At 68.5% G+C, this 15,173-nt stretch carries 11 protein-coding genes; 6 read left to right on the plus strand and 5 right to left on the minus strand.

Translation table 11 applies throughout. From position 1 onward, the window contains the following. The first annotated feature begins 5 nt into the window (after window positions 1–5). Window positions 6–1,187 (plus strand): FAD/NAD(P)-binding oxidoreductase, encoded by a 1,182-nt coding sequence (locus AB0302_RS10610; protein ID WP_319074452.1) that lies wholly within the window; start codon window positions 6–8, stop codon window positions 1,185–1,187. Window positions 1,188–1,374: 187 nt separating this feature from the next. On the opposite strand, the gene AB0302_RS10615 is transcribed toward AB0302_RS10610, so the two are convergent. Further along, the gene (locus AB0302_RS10615) at window positions 1,375–1,941 is read right to left on the minus strand and encodes a hypothetical protein (protein ID WP_366371966.1); all 567 of its coding nucleotides are present in this window, start codon (window positions 1,939–1,941) and stop codon (window positions 1,375–1,377) included. Between the two features lie 676 nt (window positions 1,942–2,617). Between AB0302_RS10615 and AB0302_RS10620 the strand changes: the two genes are divergently transcribed. After that, entirely contained in the window at window positions 2,618–3,274 is a 657-nt protein-coding gene (locus AB0302_RS10620) for a hypothetical protein (protein WP_319074454.1), read from the plus strand. Window positions 3,275–3,322: 48 nt separating this feature from the next. Here the strand turns inward: AB0302_RS10620 and AB0302_RS10625 are convergent, their stop codons facing one another. Then, window positions 3,323–4,909, minus strand: a complete 1,587-nt coding sequence (locus AB0302_RS10625; protein WP_366371968.1) for an alkaline phosphatase D family protein — start codon at window positions 4,907–4,909, stop codon at window positions 3,323–3,325. Window positions 4,910–5,145: 236 nt separating this feature from the next. Here AB0302_RS10625 and AB0302_RS10630 point away from each other — a divergent pair, with 236 nt between their 5' ends. After that, entirely contained in the window at window positions 5,146–5,421 is a 276-nt protein-coding gene (locus tag AB0302_RS10630) for a DUF1540 domain-containing protein (RefSeq protein WP_298712337.1), read from the plus strand. Window positions 5,422–5,522: 101 nt separating this feature from the next. Here the strand turns inward: AB0302_RS10630 and AB0302_RS10635 are convergent, their stop codons facing one another. The 3 genes from AB0302_RS10635 to AB0302_RS10645 all read right to left on the minus strand — a co-directional run bounded on the left by AB0302_RS10635 (window position 5,523) and on the right by AB0302_RS10645 (window position 8,380). Beyond that, window positions 5,523–6,350 carry a hypothetical protein gene (locus AB0302_RS10635; RefSeq protein ID WP_366371970.1) on the minus strand — a complete coding sequence of 276 codons (828 nt, stop codon included), beginning with the start codon at window positions 6,348–6,350 and terminating at the stop codon, window positions 5,523–5,525. Window positions 6,351–6,968: 618 nt separating this feature from the next. Next, complete coding sequence (locus AB0302_RS10640) at window positions 6,969–8,156, minus strand: HipA domain-containing protein (protein ID WP_366371972.1); 1,188 nt, start codon at window positions 8,154–8,156, stop codon at window positions 6,969–6,971. Further along, window positions 8,153–8,380 carry a helix-turn-helix domain-containing protein gene (locus AB0302_RS10645; RefSeq protein ID WP_223247472.1) on the minus strand — a complete coding sequence of 76 codons (228 nt, stop codon included), beginning with the start codon at window positions 8,378–8,380 and terminating at the stop codon, window positions 8,153–8,155. Before AB0302_RS10645 ends, AB0302_RS10640 begins: the two co-directional genes overlap by 4 nt. Window positions 8,381–8,639: 259 nt before the next feature. Between AB0302_RS10645 and AB0302_RS10650 the strand changes: the two genes are divergently transcribed. Genes AB0302_RS10650 through AB0302_RS10660 form a run of 3 tightly spaced genes read left to right on the plus strand, consistent with a single transcriptional unit; the run spans window position 8,640 to window position 15,048 of the window. Next, window positions 8,640–10,601 carry a class I SAM-dependent DNA methyltransferase gene (locus AB0302_RS10650; protein WP_366371974.1) on the plus strand — a complete coding sequence of 654 codons (1,962 nt, stop codon included), beginning with the start codon at window positions 8,640–8,642 and terminating at the stop codon, window positions 10,599–10,601. Continuing rightward, window positions 10,598–11,794 (plus strand): restriction endonuclease subunit S, encoded by a 1,197-nt coding sequence (locus AB0302_RS10655; protein WP_366371976.1) that lies wholly within the window; start codon window positions 10,598–10,600, stop codon window positions 11,792–11,794. Before AB0302_RS10650 ends, AB0302_RS10655 begins: the two co-directional genes overlap by 4 nt. A 5-nt stretch (window positions 11,795–11,799) precedes the next feature. Next, complete coding sequence (locus AB0302_RS10660; protein WP_366371978.1) at window positions 11,800–15,048, plus strand: type I restriction endonuclease; 3,249 nt, start codon at window positions 11,800–11,802, stop codon at window positions 15,046–15,048. The last annotated feature ends 125 nt before the right edge of the window (window positions 15,049–15,173 follow it).

Below are 15,173 nucleotides of genomic sequence, written 5' to 3' on the forward strand. Positions count from 1 at the left end.
TCGCGATGACGACGACATACGACGTCCTCATCGTCGGCAGCGGCAACGCGGGCATCTCGCTCGCCGCCAAGCTCCTCAAGGACGGGGCGGGGCGGATCGCCGTCGCCGACGGTCAGCAGGTGCACCGCTACCGCCCCATGCTCAACTACGCCGCGGGCGGCCAGGCGGACATGGCCGGGTTCGAGCGGTCGATGCGCGCCGTGGTCCCGGACGGCGTGGACTGGATCCCGGACCACATGGCCGCCGTGGACGCCGACGCCCGCACCGCGACCACGTCGACCGGACTCACCGTCGGCTTCCGTCACCTGGTGCTGTGCCCGGGTCTCACCCCGTGGTGGAGCGCGATCGACGGGCTCCGCGCGGCCTACGGGGCCGGCTGGGCCGCGAGCGCGCACGTGCCCGAGTACGTGGAGCCCGCGCGTCGGCTCCTGGCGGGCGTCGCCGCGGGGGACCGCGTGGTGGCGAACGTGCCGGCCGAGCCGTCCTCGTGCGGCGGCACCGTGCTCAAGGCGCTGTTCCTGGCATGCGCGGCGTGGGAGCGGGCGGGGATCCTCGGCGAGGTGGCCGTCCATCTGGTGACCCCTTACGACCGCATCCTGGACCGCCCCACCATCGACGACGCCTTGGCCGACGCCGCGGCGCGATACGGCATCCACGTGCACCCGCGTGCCGAGGTGACCGCCGTGGACCACGCGGCCCGCACGGTGACGCTGAGCACCGGCGAGCGGATCGACGGGGTGGACGCCGCCTACGTGACCCCCGTGGTGCACGCCCCCGAGTTCATCGCGGAGGCGGGCCTGGGCGACGGCGGCCCCGCCGGGCTCGCGGACGTGGACCCGGAGACCCTGCGCCACCGGAGTCATCCGCATGTGTGGGCCCTCGGCGACGCCGCGACGGTGCAGACGCGGCCCTCCGGCGGCGCCCTGCGCAAACAGGTCAAGACCCTGGCGCAGAACATCCAGGCGGCGGACGACGGCGGCGAGCTGCAGCGCTACGACGGCTACACGGTGATCCCCGTGATGGTCAGCCGCGACGAGCTGGTCCTGGACGAGCACGTCCGGGACGGCGCCGAGGACCGCTCGATCCCCGGCGTGGACGTGACGAAGCCCCGCCGGAGCACGGCCGTGTTCGACCGGTTCGGCCAGCCGCGGATCTACTGGAACCGGCTCCTCAAGGGGAAGGTGTGAGGTTGTAGGGGCATCCGGCTCCAGGCGTGTGGACAGGATCCCGGGCCCGGGGTGGGACGGGCGCATGACTGAAGCGCCCTGGGTTTCGTTCCGAGGTCAGGACGCAGCGGGCGCTGAATGGGACTGGTGCACCCTCACTCGGACGCCCGCTCGGGGAGGCACCTCACGTGGGCCGATCCGACGGGGTTCAGTCTGCTCGGGCCTCGGACACGGACTCCTTGAGCACGGCGAGCTCCGTCTGCGACAACTCTGTGCCCGTGACTGGCAGGACGTCATTTTGCTCGACCGCAAGCACGCCCTCTTGTAGGTTGACCGGCGTCGGATACCACCCCGCGTCTACAAGGTTGAAGAGATACAGGTCTCCGGCCCCCGCGGTCAGCACCGGAGCGCCGCTCAGCTCGAACTTCTGGTCATCCTTGACCCCGCCTAAGATGCTGAACTCCAGGGTCTCACCCGGCTGCACATCACCCTTGACGACCGTTTCGACCTGCACGGTGTACACGGTTGAGGGAAGGGCCATTGGCTCCGGGTCCTTGGGGTTCGGCACCGCGCCAGGCTCCTTCATGAGGTCCCAGACTTCAACCCGAGATGCGATCACCCGGCCCACAACCGAGTAGTCCGACGCCTGCTGAACGTCCTCGGCAGTGCTGTAGCTGACGTACCGCGCGTGAAGGGTTTGAGTCTCCGCCGCCGACGTCTCCGGTGTGGCGGAGTGGGCCGTTGACTCCTTCCCGGCCTGAACCGAGGCAGTCATTGCAGGAGACGGCACTTGCGCTCCCTCCACCGCCTCCGGGGCACTGCAGCCCGCAAGCAGGAGGCCGGCCGCGACTATGCCTGCACCGATGGGAAGGGAGGAACGAGGTGACCTCATCAGAGTGATCCCTTCAGGATGGAGGTGGGAATGGACATCGGGCACTGAGCGGTCGGGCTGCGCAGCGACCCGTCATAGCGTCGGACCCCGTCAGAGTCGCATGCGTAGGGGGGACTTGTCCGCGGTGGAGGCGTCCCGGAACTGGCCCACCAGCTCCATCATCTGACGGTGTTGCTGCCGATCGACGGCGAGCCAGGTGAAGGAGGACATGCATTCATCCTGCCGGACTCGTTCAGCGCCTCCGTCACGCCGGGACATCACCTCGCCTCGTCAATCCACCCCGCCCATCAGCCTCACCCCATGAAGATCGGATTCCGCAAGCCGTCCCTGATGAAGTCGCTCAAGGCTCGCACCACCGGGCGCGCCAAGCGCACCGTGAAGCGTGCCCTCATTCCTGGCTAGGGCCGTCCCGGCATGGGCTGGCCGTGGGACCCGAAGCGGGCCGCCTACAACGCCGTCTACCGGCGCACCACCTTCGGCCGGGGCGACGTCCTGCGAATGTTCCGCTGACCACCGCTCCACCACCCTCCGCCTCCACGCCCCGGCTACCCTCAGCACCATGAGCCGCGACGTCCCTCCCGCCCCCGGCGTCACCGTGCCCCGGCCCGCCCCCGGCTCCCGTCAGCGGGCCCTCGTGCGGCGCTCGCCCCTGATCCTCGCCGCGCTCGTCCTCCTCGTCGGCGCCGCCGTCCTCGCCGCGCAGGGGGACCGCGAGGCGGCCGTGCTCAGCGTGCAGATCGCCATGGTGGTCCCCGTGCCGATCGCCGTCGAACGCGCCGCGCGGGTCCGCCTGCCCCCGTCCCTGCACGCCATGTACGCGGCTCTGCTGATCGCCGCCCCGTGGATGGGCGCCGCCCTCGGCCGGTACGCGGCCTGGCCCTGGTGGGACACTGTGGTGCACTTCTACTCCGGCGTGCCCATCGCGCTGGGCTGCGTCCTCGTCCTGGGTCTCGCGGCCGCCCGCCGCGGCCTGGCCATGCCGCCCGGGCTCGAGGCCATCACGGTGGTGGCGCTGCACTCGCTCGTGGCCCTGCTCTGGGAGGTCGGCGAGTTCACTGCGGACCAGGTGCTCGGCGCGCACACCCAGAAGGGCAACACGGACACCATGACGGACCTGATCGTCGGAACCCTCGGGGCCCTGCTGGTCGCCCTCGCCCTCTACGCGCACCGCACCCGTGGGCCCTTCGCCTGGATGACCCGCTTCACCGGTCGCTGAGCCGGGGCGGGCGGTGTCGCGTCCCCGCCCGCCCCGGCCCCGCCCGCCTCACGCCTGGATCGTGTGCAGGCGGTGCTCGCCGTCGGCCACCCCGAACACCGCACGGGTGCGCACCGAGGAGCCGAGCTCACTCACGTAGTCGAGCACCTGGAAGCGCGCCTCCAGCAGGTCCCGCGTGACGTCCAGGCGCAGGTAGCCGCGCAGGTCGTTGTTGAACGTGATGTGCGGGTTCCACGCGAGCGCCTCCGCGGCGGCGTCGGAGCCGTCGCCGCCGGAGGTGATCGAGGTGGTGATCAGCTCCACGCCCACCGGCGCCGAGGAGAGGTCGTTGAAGTCCCGCTTCACATCGGAGGCGAACGCCTCGTGGATGTCGCCGGTCAGCACCACCGGGTTGCGCACGCCGGCCTCGACCCAGGCGTCCACCACGCGCTCGCGGGACGCCACGTAGCCGTCCCAGGAGTCCATGTCGCCCCAGACGAGCGGGCCGGCGCTGCGGTCGTACTGCACGAACGGCACCTGCTGCGTGATGAGGTCCCAGCGCGCCGTCGAGGTCTCGAACCCCTCGCGCAGCCACGCCTCCTGCTCCGCACCCGTGATGGTGCGCCGCGGGTCCCGTGCGTCGGCGTCGACGACCTTCACCAGGTCCAGGTTGGCCTGGTCCGAGCGGTACTGGCGCGTGTCCAGGAGGTGGAAGGTGGCGAGGTCGCCCCACTGGATGCGCCGGTAGAGCTGCAGGTCGATGCCCTGGGGCACCGAGGACGCGCGCAGCGGCATGTTCTCGTAATAGGCGCGGAAGGCGGCGGCGCGGCGGGCCAGGAAGTTCGGGTCCCAGAGCTCGGGCTTCTCGTCCGCCCAGTTGTTCTCCAGCTCGTGGTCGTCCCAGATCACCAGCCACGGCGCCGCCGCGTGCGCGTCCTGCAGGTGCGGGTCCGTCTTGTACTGCGCCATGCGGGCCCTGTACTGGGCCAGCGTGCGCGACTCCCCGTTCTTGTGCGCGCGGGGGACGCCGGAGGAGACGGGGTACCCGTACGGCATGATCTCGTAGTAGTAGTCGCCCAGGTGCACCATCAGGTCCGGGCGCTCGGCGGCCATGTGTCCGTAGGCCGTGAAGTAGCCGTGCTCCCAGTTCGCGCAGGAGGCCACGGTCAGGCTCAGGTGCTCCGGGGAGGAGCCGAAGGCCGGGGCGGTGACGGTGCGGCCCGTGCGGGAGAGGTGCCCCAGCGCGCGGAACCGGTAGAAGTACTCGCGGCCCGGCTGCAGCCCCGTCAGGGTCACGTGCACCGCGTACCCGCGGGATCGGTCCGTGGCGACGGTGCCCGAGCGCACGACGCGCGTGAACCGCTCGTCCCTGGCCACCTGGTACTCCACCGGGAACGACCGGTCCGGCATGCCGCCGAGGCCGTCGAGCGCGAGGGGGTCCACCGCCAGGCGCGTCCAGATCACGGCCCCGTCGGGCCACGGGTCACCCGAGGCGACGCCGAGCGTGAAGGGCGTGGGGCCGGTGGCGGCGTGGGCAGTGCCGGCCGGCGTGGAGATCAGTGCCGCGGAGGCGACGACGAGGCCCGCCCCGCCGAGGACGGTGCGGCGGGAGACGGGGTGGGCCATCGGGTGCGCGGGATCGGTGTGCGAGGTCACCCGTGCAGGGTGGCAGGGGTGGGTGACGTGGACGTGACCGGGCGGTGACGGCGAGGTGGGGTGGCCGGCGGGCGCGACGTCGGTCCATACGACACACGACAATGCGCAAAATTCATTTGCGCTAAGCGTCTATCGACTAAGGCTCGCCCCTCTTGTGCTATTCGTGGGCCGGAGTAATCTCGATTCCAGTAGCGCCGCCCCGGCCCGGGGCGGGCCCGAACCGGGAGGATCACGCCATGACCACCGCCGTCCGCACCTGCGCCGCCAGTGCCTGCGCCTTCAATGCCGAGACGTCCTGCAACGCCCTGGCCATCACCGTCGCCGGCTCCGACCGCACGCCCGGCTGCGGCACCTTCGTCCAGCTGGACGTCCGCCGCCCGGTGACCGAGGGCGCCTCGACCGTCGGTGCGTGCCACCGCCTCGAGTGCACGTTCAACGCCGACCTCGCCTGCACCGCCGAGGGCATCGAGGTCACGGACGTGGCCACCTGCGCCACCTACACGATCGACTGACCTTCCCGCCGGTCGCGCCGTACGCCCGGGTCTCCGCCGCAGGTCGGCGAGGGCCCGGGCGTGCCTCGTCTCGGAGCTGAAGCCGGCCTGGGGCCGTGGCCTCAGGGGTGGGCGACCCGCGCCGGGATCGCGTCCAGCAGTCGCCGCCAGGCGTGCCGGGGGCTGTGGTCGAGCCGGCCTGCACCGGGCAGGGCCACGTGTACCGCGGTGGTCTCGCCGTCGCGGACGCGCAGCAGGGTCACCCCGGCTTCGTCCGCGTCGAGGGCGTGGGCGGGGGACTCGGATAAGGATTCGGTGCCGACCTGCAACGGGGTGCTCTCGCCCGGCAGCAGGCCCAGGGCGACGGCGTCGGCCAGGTCTGCGAGCACCTCGGGGGCGGTGCCCAGCACGTCGTCCGCCAGGTCTGCGAGCTCGGCCTGGTCGACGAGCCCGCGCGACGTGAGCGGCAGGGTGTGGCGGCAGAACACGGCGACGCCGTCGACGTCGTGCAACAGGATCCGCTGGGTCTCGACGACGCCCACGTGCACCCGCGGGCCGACGTCGGCCACGAGGTCCGCGACGCGGCCCCGCAGCCCCAGCTCCGCGACCTCGGCCGAGTCCCGGCACCAGCGCAGGGTGCCGAGCAGATGCACGGACGCCAGGCGGGTGGGGAGAGTGAGGTCCAGGGCGTCGCGCAGGACATCCACGCGCACGTCCAGCGGCGCGGGCGTGTGGAACGCGCCGAGCGAGCCGAGGAGGTTGGGGACGTGGGCGACCACGAGGCGGCCGTCCGCGCTCACGCCGTGGACGGCCGTCGTGAGCGTCTCGCCGGCGCGGAAGGCCGTGACCTCGACGGAGCCCTCGCCGCGGAGCAGCCGCTGGGCCAGCAGCAGACGACGGGACGCCACGGGCGGCAGCGGATGGGCGGGGTGCGTGGAGGCGTGGGCCATGGGGGTCCTTCCGGCGGGGGTCCGAGAACCAGTAAGGCACACCTCACCAAGATACGCAAGGCTGGTGTTGTGTATTTGTAGCGCGGGAGCGTTGGGGGCGTGTGTCAGAGACCTTCTGCGCATCTGACCTTTCTCGGCGGCCGTGGCCGGGTCAGAAGGGTCAGATGTGCAGACGATTCCCGAGGGTAGGTGGAGGAGGGCATGTCGTCGTTGAGTCGTGCCGGGGTGAGTGAGGCCGGAGGGGCGGCCTTTGGTGCGGCCAGCTGGATTCCGCCGAGAGGGGGGCTGTTCTCCGGCCGGCTCGGCTTGAGCTGACGGTGAGGGCGCTGTGGAGGGGTCTGGATACGAACGGTGAGGGGCCGGAGTCAGACCTCCGACTCGTGCAAACCGTGGGCGACGTCCATCCAGACGTGGCGGTCATGCCGCCGCGGGAGGGGGCGGAGCTGATGGAGACGTCGCAGCCGGTGTCCACGTTGTGGCGGGAGCATGTGGGGCAGTTCTCGGGCAGGGCTGGCACCAGCTGGAGTCCGTGGGTCAGATCGCGGACGTAGTGAATGCGAGCGGCGACGAGGTCATCGGTGGAGACGTGGAACGGGCATGTTCCGTCCACGACGCTGGTCAGCCTTCGAGCTCGTAACGGCGGTGGCGCAGTTCCCGCTCGGCGCCTTTCAGCGGCGAACCGGTGAAGGGCAGGGCCGACAGGTCCACCTTCGCAGCTGCTGTCATGGCCACCGACATGGCGGAACGGGCGGCGCGCTGGGGCAGGCCGATGGTCGCAGCCAGGGCATCCCAATGGCGCCGACGCAGGGCCCTCGTGCGCCCGTCCACGGGCAGCGCCATGGTCATGTCCTCGTAGAGGGCGGTGCAGGGCACGTCGTACACCGGGGCGATGCTCCAGCGGCCGCTCAAAGACTGCAGCACCGAGACGTTCTTCGCGTGGAGGTCGCCGTTGCCCGTCAACCACGCGTAGAGGAACTGCAGGTACAGGTTGCGCGTGGCGGTGAGTCGATGCGGAGTGAGGCCGGCCAGGACGTCGATGACGTCCTCCGTGGTGACGTTGTACTTCTGTGCCGGGTAGATGCCGAGGGCCTGTCCGGCGTCTTCCAGTGCGAGGCGCGCCCGTTCGCCGGAGCGGTCTGCAGTGCGGTCGAATCGGCGGACGAGAAGACCTGCCCGTCCATGACGGTCGTGGACCACCGAGTGCTCGGACACGGGGATGCCGAGCGCCGCGGCATGACGCAGATGGAGTGCTTCGTTGACCACGCGGTGGGGATGATCCGGTGGATCCAGCTTCAGCAGGGCGCTGTGCTCCTGAAGGTGCACGGGCACGTTGACCATGGAGGCCGAAGCCTTCGCCTGGACGCCGGGGAGGGCGTTACGGTCAGGCACTCCCGCGAGGACGGCGAAGTCCAGCTTCTGCGGATCGTCCGTGGCGACGGGGGCCTCCGTGCGCAGTCGGTCGCCGGCAGGGACGACCTGCACATCGCCGGGCGCGTCCGTGCCGACGGCCAGGAGCAGGGTGAGCTCGTCGTCGGCCGAGGTCTTGGCCGCCGTGCGCAGAACGGTGAGGCGGTGCCCCTCGGGCAGGAGCCCTGAGAAGAAAGGTGGGAGCCCGCCTCCGGCGGCGGTGACGGGGTCCTGAGCGACCGGCAGCGTGGAGGCCACAGGGTCGCCGGCGTACCCCTCGAGGTAGCGGAAGGTGATGGTTCCCTGTTCATCGCGGGTGAGTGTCCCCGCTGGGACGCCGCCCTTGTAGACGTCCGCGGCGGTGACGCGCTTCAGGTCCTCGAGTGCAGGAGTCGTCAACCGGTGACCTCGAGCTCGAGGCCGAGCACCTCCATGACGGAGAGCACCGACTTCAGGGTGCTCTTGCCGGTGCCGCGCTCGATCTGGCGGACGGTCGCATCCGAGACTCCGGCCAGGTCTGCGAGCTGCTGCTGGGTCAGCAGGAGCTCTTTACGCATGGCGCGGACGCGGTCGCTGATCTTCATCAGCGCCGCGGCGGAGGAGACTGCGCGTGTGGTGGCCACGGCTCTATCGTGGCAGATGAGCAGCTGAAATCCGAAGGATTTCTCGGAATCGGTGATGTTCGCCTGCTGCGGTGGCGTGTCGACGCGGGAAGCCGAAGAAAACTTCGGATTCGGGCCTCCGGGGGTCGGTTGAAGAGGCGCCGTCCTCCTCATCCGAAGAATTCTTCGGAACCTGGCTCTCAGGCATCAGGCGTGCGACTTTTCAGTGCCAGAATGAGGCTGATTGCCACACCGCCGTGCTCCGAAAGGCTCCGCCACCATGCCCTCTCCCCAGAACCTCTCGAACTTCGTGTGGGGGATCGCGGATCAGCTGCGGGGCGTGTTCAGGCCGAACCAGTACGGCACCCTCGTGCTGCCGATGACGATCCTGCGCCGCATGGAGGCGGTCATGGCCCCGCACCGGGAGTTCTTCGCGGAGCTGGCGGTCAAGGAGCATCCGGACTTCGTCCTCGCCAACCTGGTGGAGTCCCGCACGGGCCTGACGTTCTACAACCTCAGCCCCTTCACCCTGGACCGCATCCTGCAGGAGCCGGACCTGCTCCGCACGAACCTGCTGGCCTACGTGGACGGGTTCTCCCAGAACGTGGCGGACCTGTTCACCTACTACGAGTTCGACAAGACGGTCGCCAAGTTGGACGAGCACGACCGCCTCTTCCTGGTCCTGCAGCAGTTCGCCTCCATCGACCTCTCCCCGGAGGCTGTCAGCAACGCGGAGATGGGCACCCTCTTCGAGGACATGATCCGCCGGTTCGCGGCGGCCTCCAACGAGACCGCCGGCGAGCACTTCACCCCGCGCGACGCGGTGAAGCTCCTGGTGGATCTGCTCACCGCCAACGACGACGACGTCCTCACCGGGTACCCGGTCCGCACCGTCTATGACCCCACGGCCGGCACCGGCGGCATGCTGTCCCTGTTGGACGAGCGGCTGCGCCGCATGAACCCGAACGCGGAGGTCCGCCTGTTCGGGCAGGAGCTCAATGACCAGTCCTATGCGATCTGCAAGTCCGAGCTGCTCGGCAAGGGCCAGGACGCGGACGGCATCGCCCGCGGGGACACGCTGAAGAACGACGCCCACCTGACCGAACGCTTCGACTACGTTCTCTCCAACCCGCCCTACGGCGGCGATTGGAAGGCCTCCCGGGCCGCGGTGGAGAAGGAGATTGCCGTCGGCGGCGCTACGAACCGCTTCCCGGGTGGCACCCCCGCCATCAGCGACGGCCAGATGCTGTTCCTCCAGCTCGTGGCTTCGAAGCTCCGCCCGGTCTCGGAGGGTGGCGGCCGGGCCGGCATCGTCCTGAACGGCTCCCCGCTGTTCACGGGCGGGGCGGGCTCGGGCCCGTCCGAGATCCGCCGCTGGCTGCTGGAGTCGGACCTGGTGGACGCGATCGTCGCGCTGCCCACGGACATGTTCTACAACACCGGCATCGCCACCTATGTGTGGGTGCTGGACAACAACAAGCCGGCAGACCGCCGCGGCAAGGTGCAGCTGATCGACGCCCGCACGTTCTTCACTAAGCTGCGCCGCAACGTGGGCTCGAAGAACAAGGAGCTGTCCACGGCGGACCGCCAGCGCGTGCTGGACATCTACCGGGACTTTGACGCCCAGTCCGAGGACAACGCCGAGTTCTCCAAGGTCCTCACCGCGCAGGACTTCGGCTACCGGGAGATCACCGTGGAGCGCCCGCTGCAGCTGCGCTTCGAGGTGGAGGACGCCACCATCGCGGCGGCGCTCGCCACCAAGGCGGTGGACAAGCTTCCCGACGACGGCCGGTCAGCTCTCGAGGCGGCCCTCGCCTCCCTGCGTGGCCGGGTCTGGGACCACCAGCCCACCTTCGTGCTGGAACTGAAGAAGGCGCTGAAGGAGCACGGCGTGACCGCCGGCGCTCCACTGGTGAAGGCCCTGACCGGGGCCATCGGCGTGCACAACCCCGAGGCAGAGGTGGTGACGAACAAGACGGGTGAGCCGGAGCCGGACACCTCGCTGCGCGACACCGAACTGGTGCCCTTCGGCCGGGACATCCACGAGTACTTCGAGTCCGAGGTGGCCCCACATGTGCCCGGCGCCTGGATCGACGAGTCCAAGACGAAGATCGGCTACGAGATCCCCTTCACCCGACTGTTCTATAAGTACGTGCCGCCGCGCCCCCTCGAGGAGATCGACGCCGAGCTCAAGCAGCTCACCGCCGAGATCATCGAGCTGTTGCAGGAGGTGGAGCGGTGACGGAGCTCAAACCACCCGGCGACTGGAAGGTTGAGCCACTCGGCAAGTTCTTCCGAGAGCGGCGCGAGCAAGCATCAGACTCTGAGTATGAACCCCTCTCGGTGTCGATGGCCGGCGTCGTTCCACGCATGGACAACGTCGCGATCTCGTTCAATGGCGAGAATCGCAAGCTCGTTCGGAAAGACGACTTCGTCATCAACAGCCGCTCGGACCGCAAGGGTTCGGCAGGTGTCGCCGACCGAGACGGCAGTGTGTCTCTGATCTCGATCGTCCTGGAACCATGCGGCATCGAACCGCGGTTCGTGCACCACCTCCTGCGCTCGACGTGGTTCCAGGAGGAGTTCTACCGCTGGGGCAGCGGGATCGTCGATGACCTGTGGAGCACGCGCTTTCAGGCAATGAAGCGGATTGGGTTGCCAATCCCGCCTATTGAGCAGCAGCGACGCATCGCGGACTACCTCGATCGCGAGACCGCCACGATCGACGCCCTGATCGAGAAACAGCGTGCTTTGGTACAAGGTTTGCGTGATCGGCGTATTGCAACGGTTGAAAACATGCTGGCGGGAGTTTGTTCGCCAGTTCCAGTCAAGTGGTGCGCAGAGCTGCTCGCTGGGTACGCATTCTCAAGCTCAGATTTCGTTCGGGTAGAGGATGGCCGCCGCCTCCTTCGTGGGATCAACGTCAAGCCGGGCTCCATTGATTGGAGCGAAGCGGTTTCACTGAGCACAACAGCTGCGCCATCATCCTCCGAATATGCTTTACATTCCGGTGATGTAGTCTTGGGCATGGACCGTCCGTTTGTGGGCGGGGGGACACGTGTTGCGCTGGTTGATTATTGTGCAGAAGGTGCCTATTTGGTCCAGCGAGTTCTTCGGCTCAGGCCAATAGCGGGTGTCGATTGCCGCATGCTCGCATACGCACTTGGCGGAACGGTTTTTCGAACGCAGATTGAGACCGAGTTCACGGGCATAAGCGTTCCCCACCTGAGCGAGTCGCAAGTAAGCCGAGTGAAGATCCCAATGCCACCGGCCGATGAACAGCGCGAGATCGCCGACCACCTCGATCACGAGACGGCCAAGATCGACGCTCTGATCGCCAAGGCCGAACGCTTCATCGAGCTCGCCCAGGAGCGCCGCGCCGCGCTGATCACCGCCGCCGTCACCGGCCAGATCGAGATCCCCACGGAGGACTGACCGCCATGGCCATCCACAACGAGAGCGAGCTCGAGACCTACATCTGCGAGTACCTGGAGCAGCACGGCTGGCTCTACTCGCCCAACGATGCCGGGTACGACCGCAAGAACGCGATCTTCCCCGAGGACGTCCACGCCTGGCTGGCCGAGAACCAGCCGGAGGACTACGGGCGCATCGTGAAGGCCGACGCCCCGGCCTCTGCCCAGCAGGCACAGCGGGACCAGATCACCACCCGCCTGATCGACGTGCTGAACAAGCCGCAGGACACCGGCGTCGGCGGCACCCTCAACGTGCTCCGCAAGGGCTTCAAGGTCGGCACCTCCGCCACCCTGCGCATGGCCGAGCCGCGGCCGGCCACAAACCTCAACCCGGCCGCCGTCGCCTCCTACGAACGCATGCGGCTGCGCGTGATGCGTCAGGTGCACTTCAACCCGGCCACCAACCAGTCCGTCGACCTGGTGCTGTTCGTCAACGGCCTGCCCGTGGCGACGATCGAGTTGAAGACCGACTCCACCCAGTCCATCGGCCACGCGAAGAAGCAGTACCGCGAGCGAAACCCCAAGGCCACGCCGCTGTTCGGGTTCGGCACCCGCGCCGTGGTCCACTTCGCCGTCTCCAACCGCGAGGTTTGGATGACCACCAAGCTGGCCGGGAAGGACACCTTCTTCCTGCCGTTCAACCAAGGCGACGACGGCCACGCCGGCAACCCGCTCAACCCGGACGGCTCACCGACGGCCTACCTGTGGGAGCGGATTCTCCAGCGGGACACCTGGCTCGAGATCCTCCAGAAGTTCGTCTTCCTCAAGAAGGAGACCGTGGAGGACGAGCACGGCCGCTCGCGCCGGAAGTCCACGCTGATCTTCCCGCGCTTCCACCAGTGGGAGGCCGTCACCACGATGCTCGCCGCCGTCCGTGAGGAGGGCTCCGGCAAGTCCTACCTGATCGAGCACTCCGCGGGCTCCGGCAAGACCAACACCATTGCCTGGACCGCCCACCGCCTGCTCTCCACCTACGGAGTGGACGAGCAGCGGGTGTTCGACTCGGTCATCGTGGTCACCGACCGCACCGTGCTGGACGACCAGCTTCAGGAGGCTGTCCGGCAGATCGAACGGACCTCCGGCACCGTGGTGGCCGTGGACCGCAAGAACCTCGGCGGTGAGGCCACCAGCAAGTCCGCCCTGGTGAAGCAGACCCTGCTGCAGGGCAACCGGATCATCGTGGTGACGCTGCAGACCTTCCCCGCCGTGCTCGAACTCCTCAAAGGTGACTCGACGCTCGCCGGTCGCACCTACGCGGTGATCGCGGACGAGGCGCACTCTTCCCAGACCGGCTCCGCCGCAGCCAAGCTCAAGCGCGTGCTCACCCCGGACGAGCAGGCCGACCTCGAAGATGGGGGAGAGGCGGACACCGAGTCCATCCTCGCCGCCGAGGTCGCCGCCACCGGACGCCCGGAGAACATCAGCTTCTTCGCCTTCACCGCCACCCCGAAGGACAAGACCCTGCAGATGTTCGGCCGCCCCTCCGGCGAATACGACGAGAAGGGCCAGGAGATCCCGGCCTCCTTCCATCGGTACACCATGCAGCAGGCCATCGAGGAGGAGTTCATCCTCGACGTGTTGAAGAACTTCACCAACTACGGCACCGCCTTCAAGCTGGCCCTGGCCGGACAGCAGGGCGAGTTCCGTCCGGAAGGCGACCGGGCCGCCGTCGGCAAGCCGACCACCGAAGTGGACCAGACCGAGGCGAGCAAGAAGCTCATGCGGTGGGTCAAGCTGCACCCCACGAACATCGCGCAGAAGGTCAAGATCATCGTGGAGCACTTCCGCGCCAACGTGGCCGGACTGCTCGACGGGCAGGCCAAGGCCATGGTGGTCACCGACTCCCGAGCCGCCGCCGTCCGCTACAAGCGCCAGATGGACCAGTACATCCAGGACATGGGGTACACGGATGTGGACACGCTGGTGGCCTTCTCCGGCGAGATCACCGACGACGAATTCGGGCTCGAGAAGGTCACCGAACGGTCCATGAACCCGTCCGTGACCGGCGACCTGGCGAAGGCGTTCGACGGGGACGGCTACCAGGTGATGATCGTGGCCAACAAGTACCAGACCGGCTTCGACCAGCCGAAGCTCTGCGCTCTGTACGTGGACAAGAAGCTCTCCGGCGTGCTCGCCGTGCAGACACTCTCGAGGCTCAACCGTGCGGCGCCCGGCAAGGACACCACCTACGTGCTGGACTTCGTGAACTCTCAAGACGACATCCAGGCCGCCTTCGAGCCGTACTACGCCGGCGCGAAGCTGGAGACGGTGACGGACCCGAACCTGATCCATGACCTGGGGACGAAGCTCGACGCCGCGGGTGTGTACGACTGGGACGAGGTCGACGCGTTCGCCGAGGTGTGGGTCGCGTGGAAGCCGGGGAGCGGGCAGGAGGGCCTGCAGGCCGCGCTGGAGCCCGTGGCATACCGGTTCCGCAAGGAGCTGGCGCATGCGCGGATGAACCAGGACGAGACACGCGTGAACGAGCTCGTGCTGGTGCGCAAGGACATGCGGTCCTTCGTCAGCCTCTACGACTTCCTCTCCCAGATCTACGAGTTCGGGGACACCGAGCACTACAAGCGGGCACTGTTCCTGCGGCACCTGGTGCAGCTCGTGGGCGATCAGCCCGGCGGTGAGGAGCTGATCGACCTGAGCGATGTGCAACTGGTGAGTATCCGGCAGAAGAAGACGTCCTCGGGGGACATCGGGCTGACCGGTGGGGCCGCGCTGAAGGGGACGACCGCTGTGGGAGGCGGGCAGGCGCGTGAGAAGCAGCGCGGGCCGTTGGAGGAAGTGATCGAGAAGATCAACGAGATCTTCGCCGGTGAAGGCGTGGATGCCTCCCCGTCCCAGCAGGAGGCGTGGGTCAGTGCCCTCGTGGCGCCGCTCATGGAGGACGAGAAGCTGCTGGGGCAGGCCGGAGCGAACTCGCTGGAGCAGTTCCTGGCGAGCCCGAACCTGGAACGGTCGGCGATGGGCGCCGTGTACGCGAACGAGGACGCCTTCGCGAAGATGACGGACATCGTGGGCAGGGGCGGGGACCCGTCCAAGATGATCGTCGCCGCGATCGGCGAGTACCTGTACTGGAAGGTGCGGAGCGAGGGGGCCGGGCCGGTGGACGTTGCCGGAGGATCCGGAGAAGCGCAGTACGAGGGGGAAGGGGCGTCGTTCAGGCGCGGTGTGTCGGCTCATGCCGAGCGCAGTCAGCACCGGTGATCCTTGTTCGGTGTACGTCGCGACCACTCGCTAGGTGTAGGAGGGCATGACGTTGTTGACTCGGGCCGGGGCCAGTGAGGCCGGAGGAGCCTCTGCGCAGGAGGTATGAGGCCGATGGTAGTTGT

This window comes from Micrococcus sp. NPDC078436 (assembly GCF_040702705.1).
Lineage (GTDB): Bacteria > Actinomycetota > Actinomycetes > Actinomycetales > Micrococcaceae > Micrococcus.

Excerpts from the sequence above, each read along its gene's own strand:
- AB0302_RS10650 (WP_366371974.1), top strand. The coding sequence starts at position 8,640 with ATGCCCTCTCCCCAGAACCTCTCGAACTTCGTGTGGGGGATCGCGGAT.
- AB0302_RS10615 (WP_366371966.1), bottom strand. The coding sequence starts at position 1,941 with ATGACTGCCTCGGTTCAGGCCGGGAAGGAGTCAACGGCCCACTCCGCC.
- AB0302_RS10630 (WP_298712337.1), top strand. The coding sequence starts at position 5,146 with ATGACCACCGCCGTCCGCACCTGCGCCGCCAGTGCCTGCGCCTTCAAT.
- AB0302_RS10620 (WP_319074454.1), top strand. The coding sequence starts at position 2,618 with ATGAGCCGCGACGTCCCTCCCGCCCCCGGCGTCACCGTGCCCCGGCCC.
- AB0302_RS10610 (WP_319074452.1), top strand. The coding sequence starts at position 6 with ATGACGACGACATACGACGTCCTCATCGTCGGCAGCGGCAACGCGGGC.
- AB0302_RS10660 (WP_366371978.1), top strand. The coding sequence starts at position 11,800 with ATGGCCATCCACAACGAGAGCGAGCTCGAGACCTACATCTGCGAGTAC.
- AB0302_RS10635 (WP_366371970.1), bottom strand. The coding sequence starts at position 6,350 with ATGGCCCACGCCTCCACGCACCCCGCCCATCCGCTGCCGCCCGTGGCG.